Annotated in this window: 6 protein-coding genes; 2 read left to right on the forward strand and 4 right to left on the reverse strand. The window is 49.3% G+C overall.

The features are described 5' to 3' along the window. The coding region (locus tag FDX03_RS22890; protein ID WP_249356958.1) for a cob(I)yrinic acid a,c-diamide adenosyltransferase at positions 1 to 252 on the forward strand (252 nt) is incomplete at its 5' end. A gap of 119 nt (positions 253 to 371) precedes the next feature. Here the strand turns inward: FDX03_RS22890 and FDX03_RS00650 are convergent. Continuing rightward, a complete protein-coding gene (locus tag FDX03_RS00650) occupies positions 372 to 1,274 on the reverse strand; it encodes a LysR family transcriptional regulator (RefSeq protein ID WP_048212250.1) in 903 nt (300 codons plus the stop codon). 404 nt (positions 1,275 to 1,678) lie between these two features. On the opposite strand from FDX03_RS00650, the gene cobA reads away from it, so the two are divergent. Further along, entirely contained in the window at positions 1,679 to 2,467 is a 789-nt protein-coding gene (cobA, locus tag FDX03_RS00655; protein WP_048212251.1) for a uroporphyrinogen-III C-methyltransferase, read from the forward strand. Here cobA and FDX03_RS00660 read toward each other — a convergent pair. The 3 genes from FDX03_RS00660 to sucC form a co-directional block, all read right to left on the reverse strand. Beyond that, complete coding sequence (locus FDX03_RS00660; RefSeq protein ID WP_061068808.1) at positions 2,446 to 3,339, reverse strand: PocR ligand-binding domain-containing protein; 894 nt, start codon at positions 3,337 to 3,339, stop codon at positions 2,446 to 2,448. The genes cobA and FDX03_RS00660 overlap by 22 nt on opposite strands. A gap of 226 nt (positions 3,340 to 3,565) precedes the next feature. Beyond that, complete coding sequence (sucD, locus tag FDX03_RS00665) at positions 3,566 to 4,435, reverse strand: succinate--CoA ligase subunit alpha (RefSeq protein ID WP_003022929.1); 870 nt, start codon at positions 4,433 to 4,435, stop codon at positions 3,566 to 3,568. Then, positions 4,435 to 5,601 (reverse strand): ADP-forming succinate--CoA ligase subunit beta, encoded by a 1,167-nt coding sequence (gene sucC / locus FDX03_RS00670; protein WP_003022927.1) that lies wholly within the window; start codon positions 5,599 to 5,601, stop codon positions 4,435 to 4,437. Before sucC ends, sucD begins: the two co-directional genes overlap by 1 nt. Positions 5,602 to 5,666 lie beyond the last annotated feature (65 nt).

The raw sequence follows: 5,666 nt of genomic DNA on the forward strand, positions 1-5,666 counted from the left end.
CGCATGCTGGCTGATGCGCATTACGATCTGGTCGTACTGGACGAACTCACCTATATGTTGGCTTATCACTATCTGGATACGCAGGAGGTAATCAGCGCCATCGAAAATCGCCCTGCCGACCAGAGCGTGATCGTCACCGGGCGCGGTTGCCATGCGCTGTTACTTGAACTTGCTGATACGGTCAGCGAGCTTCGCCCGGTTAAACACGCTTTTGATAGCGGCATTCAGGCACAGCCAGGAATCGACTGGTAATCGCTCTTTTGCCGGGTAAGGCGTTTACGCCGCATCCGGCGATTTACCCAAAACCGATACGCTTATCGGGCCTATGGTGAACACCGAAACCTGTAGGCCTGATAAGGCGCAAGCCGCCATCAGGCAGCCGACATCACGGATTTATTTAGCAACCAGTTGCGGAAGATCTCCAAATGAAGGGACTCTGATTTCTCCTCCCGCCACGTCATGATAAATCGATTCCCGGTACGCATTGGAACATCGCAAGGAATCACCATATCCCCACTATCCAGATCGTGCTGAATGGCAAAACGGGGTAGCAATGCGACGCCAAGGTTGGAACGTACTGCCGCAATCAGCATCGACAACAGATCAAATCGCGGACCTTTATTCACCAGCGGACTGCTGACATCGGACAGCGCAAACCATTCCTGCCAGCCTTTGATGCGGGTACTTTGATGCAACAGCGGGTATTCGTTCAGCAGTTCATCGACGGACAGCTTCCGGTCCGGTTCAGCAAGCAAGCAACGGCTGCACACTGGCAGAATTTCCTCTTCGAACAGGTACTCGACCCCCGACCACGGCGAGTAAAAATCTTCCCGCATGATCGCTGCGTCATATTCCCGGTTAAGAAAATCACCAATATTCGCCAGAGAATGAATATTAACGATAATATCAGGATTGAGTTTATTGAACTCACGCAGGTTTGGGATCAGCCAGTGCGTACTGAACGTCGGGTTAACCGCCAGTTCGATCACTTGTACGGTCGGCTGCCATGTCATGATCGTCGTCGTATCTCGTTCAAGCTTGTTCAGTGTTTCTTTAACAATAGTTAAATAGTGTTTGCCTGCCGCATTTAAAAAAATGCGCTTTTTGGCATGATTAAATAGCGCTGTATTAAGAAAATCCTCTAGCGCATTCACCTGGCGGAAAACAGCACTTTGTGTTAAAGCCAGCTCTTCAGCTGCCCGGGTATAACTTTCGTGACGCGCAACCACTTCAAAAGTTACCAGCAACTCCGTTTTGGGTATTTTTCCTCTCATAACCTCTTCCATATGCAGCGTACAAAAATAGTTTAATTTATAAAAAATAATTCATATCACCCGAATAAACATCGAGTGTTATATTTTATTTCAGGCATTGATGTCATTGATCCAATCCATGATTTGTTCATACTGATGGCGGATAAATATTAACCAATAATACTCAAGCACAACAATAAACACAATTTAATTAAGGTTAAATTCAGACACATAGCGCCAATAAGTTCTTAATAATTTTTCAAGTCATCTTGTTTATTGTGGAAAAAACTTTGCGAGATTAATCAATATTATCCTTGTGATAATTTAGGAAAATTCAGCGTTATAACTTACAGGCAAACGACTGCTTTTAATCATTCTCCGGAGTGGTTCTGCCTTTTTTTGTTAGACGTGATAAAGGACACAATGTGAAAACTTTCGGAAAGGTCTGGCTCGTTGGCGCAGGTCCCGGTGATATTTCATTACTCACCCTCAAAGCAGTGATGTGCATTAAACAAGCAGATGTCATTATTTACGACAGGTTGGTCAATCCTAAGATTCTGGAATGGGCATCCGCTGACTGTGAGCTTATCAATGTCGGTAAGAATCCGGGATTTCATTGTGTGCCACAGGATGAAATCAACGCGCTTCTCGTTCAGTATGCCCAGACGCATCACAATATCGTGCGCTTAAAAGGGGGCGATCCCTACGTATTTGGTCGTGGGGCCGAAGAAGTTGAAGGGCTTATTGAGCCGGGGATCCCTTTTGAAGTCGTCCCCGGTATCAGTTCAACCATTGGGGGATTAACCTGTGCCGGGATCCCGGTAACACATCGCGATTACGCCTCTGGTTTTCACGTGGTGACCGGTCATACACGCGAAGGCAACCAGCAGCAGGACTGGCGCCAGCTGGCGAAACTTAACGGTACGTTGGTTATCGTCATGGGTATTGCGAATCTGGCGTTTATTTGTGAAGAACTGTTGATGGGTGGGAAACCGGCGGAGACGCCCGCGGCCATCATCATGTCCGCGACCCGGGAGAATCAGCGCCGGCTGACCTGTACCCTCGGCTCGTTACTGAGCAATGCGCAGGAAGCCAACATTACGCCGCCTGCACTGATCGTCATTGGCGATGTCGTCACGCTGAGCGATCGTCTGTCTTTTATTCCTGCCGCTATCGACCTCCCTGAACATCTTTACTGCGAGAGTCTGGCGTGACGAAAAGACTGGGGTGATGTTTGATGCGCCGCCCGGAAAACGCGACAAAAATAGCTGGTTTGTGCGTACTGAAGTTTCCGGGCGATACTGTCTATTGAATGAACCGGATCGTGTAATAACTCCCCCGCCTTTTGCATTTTTTTCTGACTCACCCAGGTTTTAAAGTTAACGCCCTGGCGCTTCTTAAAAAATCGGCTGAAATAATTTGCACTTAAACAGACATGTGCCGCCACAGACTCCAGAGATAAGTCACTATACAGGTTATCATCAATATAACGCAGTGCCGCCAGTAGTTTTTTCTCATGACGAGAAAGCTCCGTTAAATAGTGCCGGACGTTACTTGTCGGTTTATCGAATACCACTTCAGATTGTTTTTTTTGCACCTCAAAATTGTTAACAATAAAATGCAATAAATTAGCCGATGCCACCAACGTATTATTATCAACCGCAACAAGCTGATCCCACTCAGCTTTTATTTGAGGATCACACATCCATCGTGATTCATCTTCAACAATGATGGTTTTATATTCCTGGTACTTAGCCCGAACCTGACCACAGATAATAAAACCATGCAGATTCTCCTCATAAATTAATGGTATGGAGAACAGACTTAGCCCTGCATGGCAGCAGAATATTCTGGGCTTACACTGTTTCAGTGCCTCAAAAACACACTGTTTATCGCACGTTTGGCAACCAACACTGTAGCGTTTATTCGCTCTCATCAGCTTACAGAATGAATTAAAATTATGGCAATCAGAGAGAGCTCTGCCTGTAACATCAACGACTACCGTTGCTAACCCCGTCGCATTGGAGAAGACTTCTGCTATAGAGAAAAAACATGGTAAGTAATCATCCTGAATTTTCAGCGACACGCCATCCTCCAACCTTAATATGATTAAAGGCGGTAATATGCAAAATCCAGGCAAAAGAAAGAATGATGCTCGCCGCAAAAAATAATCTCATTTGTGAAGATGATTGTGATCAAATTGCATGATGCGGGATGACAGAAAATAAAAAAGGCCATCATCAGATGGCCAACCATGTCGAAATTAGACCAGCCCTTGACCATGCAGAAAGTCAGGGCTGTATTTTTATGGCTTACTTAATAACGGTTTTCAGTGCTTCGCCGATATCGGCCAGGCTGCGAACGGTTTTCACGCCTGCAGCTTCAAGAGCCGCGAATTTCTCATCCGCGGTCCCTTTACCGCCGGCGATGATGGCACCAGCGTGACCCATACGCTTACCTTTCGGCGCGGTGACGCCCGCGATGTAGCCAACCACCGGCTTGGTCACGTGATCTTTAATGTACGCAGCAGCTTCTTCTTCCGCGCTACCGCCGATCTCACCGATCATGACGATCGCTTCAGTCTGCGGATCTTCCTGGAACAGCTTCAGGATGTCGATGAAGTTAGAGCCCGGGATCGGGTCGCCGCCGATGCCTACACAGGTAGACTGGCCGAAACCGTAGTCGGTAGTCTGCTTAACTGCTTCATAGGTCAGGGTACCGGAACGGGAAACGATGCCCACTTTGCCCGGCTTGTGAATGTGGCCCGGCATGATGCCGATTTTACATTCGCCCGGGGTGATAACGCCTGGGCAGTTCGGGCCGATCATGCGCACGCCAGCTTCATCCAGCTTCACTTTCACGGTCAGCATATCCAGGGTCGGGATGCCTTCGGTGATGGTGATAATCAGTTTGATACCAGCATCGATTGCTTCCAGAATGGAATCTTTGCAGAACGGTGCCGGAACGTAGATAACGGTGGCGGTTGCGCCCGTCGCTTCTACAGCTTCACGCACGGTGTTGAACACCGGCAGGCCCAGGTGCGTGGTGCCACCTTTACCTGGCGTTACGCCGCCAACCATCTGCGTACCGTAAGCAATCGCTTGTTCGGAGTGGAATGTCCCCTGGCTACCGGTGAAGCCCTGGCAGATAACCTTGGTATCTTTATTAATTAAAACTGACATTATTTCCCCTCCACTGCGGCAACAACCTGCTGAGCTGCATCCGTCAGACTTTTCGCTGCAATAATATTCAGGCCGCTATCAGCCAGTTTTTTCGCGCCGAGTTCAGCGTTGTTACCTTCCAGACGCACCACGACCGGAACGTTTACACCTACTTCTGCTACCGCGCCGATGATACCGTCAGCGATCAGGTCGCAACGTACGATACCGCCGAAGATGTTAACCAGTACTGCTTTAACATTGTCATCAGAGAGGATAATTTTGAACGCTTCGGTTACACGCTCTTTGGTCGCACCGCCGCCCACGTCAAGGAAGTTAGCCGGTTCGCCACCGTGCAGCTTAACGATGTCCATGGTGCCCATTGCCAGGCCCGCACCGTTAACCATACAACCGATGTTACCGTCCAGTGCGACGTAGTTCAGTTCCCACTGTGCAGCCTGCGCTTCACGCGGATCTTCCTGAGACTGGTCGCGCATTTCGCGCAGGTCAGCCTGGCGGAACAGCGCGTTGCCGTCAGCGCCCAGTTTGCCGTCGAGGCAGATCAGGTCACCCTGTTTGGTGACAACCAGCGGGTTGATTTCGATCAGCGCCAGGTCGCGCTCCAGGAAGATAGTCGCCAGACCCATGAAGATCTTGGTGAACTGCTGAACCTGTTTACCTTCCAGACCCAGTTTGAACGCCAACTCACGTCCCTGGTAAGGCATTGGGCCTGCCAGCGGATCGAGTGCCACTTTGTGGATCAGATGCGGGGTCTCTTCCGCTACTTTTTCGATTTCCACGCCGCCTTCGGTAGAGGCCATGAAGACCACGCGACGGGAGCTACGGTCAACAACTGCGCCGAGGTAAAGTTCTTTACCGATGTCGGTCGCTGCTTCAACCAGAATCTGATTTACCGGTTGACCATGGGCGTCTGTCTGGTAAGTAACCAGACGTTTACCCAGCCAGTGTTCAGCAAAAGCGCGAATGTCTTCTTTGCTGTTCACAACCTTCACACCGCCCGCTTTACCGCGGCCACCAGCGTGAACCTGACATTTCACTACCCACGGGCCAGCGCCGATTTTTGAAGCGGCTTCTTCTGCTTCACGCGGAGTAGTACAGGCATAACCCACCGGTGCCGGTAAGCCATAGCGGGCAAAAAGTTGTTTTGCCTGATATTCATGTAAGTTCATGTGTTCTGTCCATCCTTCAGGTAATCGTTATCTTTTACCCGTAGGTCTGATAAGCATCCAGACCT

Source organism: Citrobacter sp. wls827, from assembly GCF_005280875.1.
Lineage (GTDB): Bacteria > Pseudomonadota > Gammaproteobacteria > Enterobacterales > Enterobacteriaceae > Citrobacter > Citrobacter youngae.

Bases quoted from the DNA above. Each gene is read 5' to 3' on its own strand.
- FDX03_RS00650 (WP_048212250.1), bottom strand. From the start codon at position 1,274: ATGAGAGGAAAAATACCCAAAACGGAGTTGCTGGTAACTTTTGAAGTG.
- sucD (WP_003022929.1), bottom strand. From the start codon at position 4,435: ATGTCAGTTTTAATTAATAAAGATACCAAGGTTATCTGCCAGGGCTTC.
- sucC (WP_003022927.1), bottom strand. From the start codon at position 5,601: ATGAACTTACATGAATATCAGGCAAAACAACTTTTTGCCCGCTATGGC.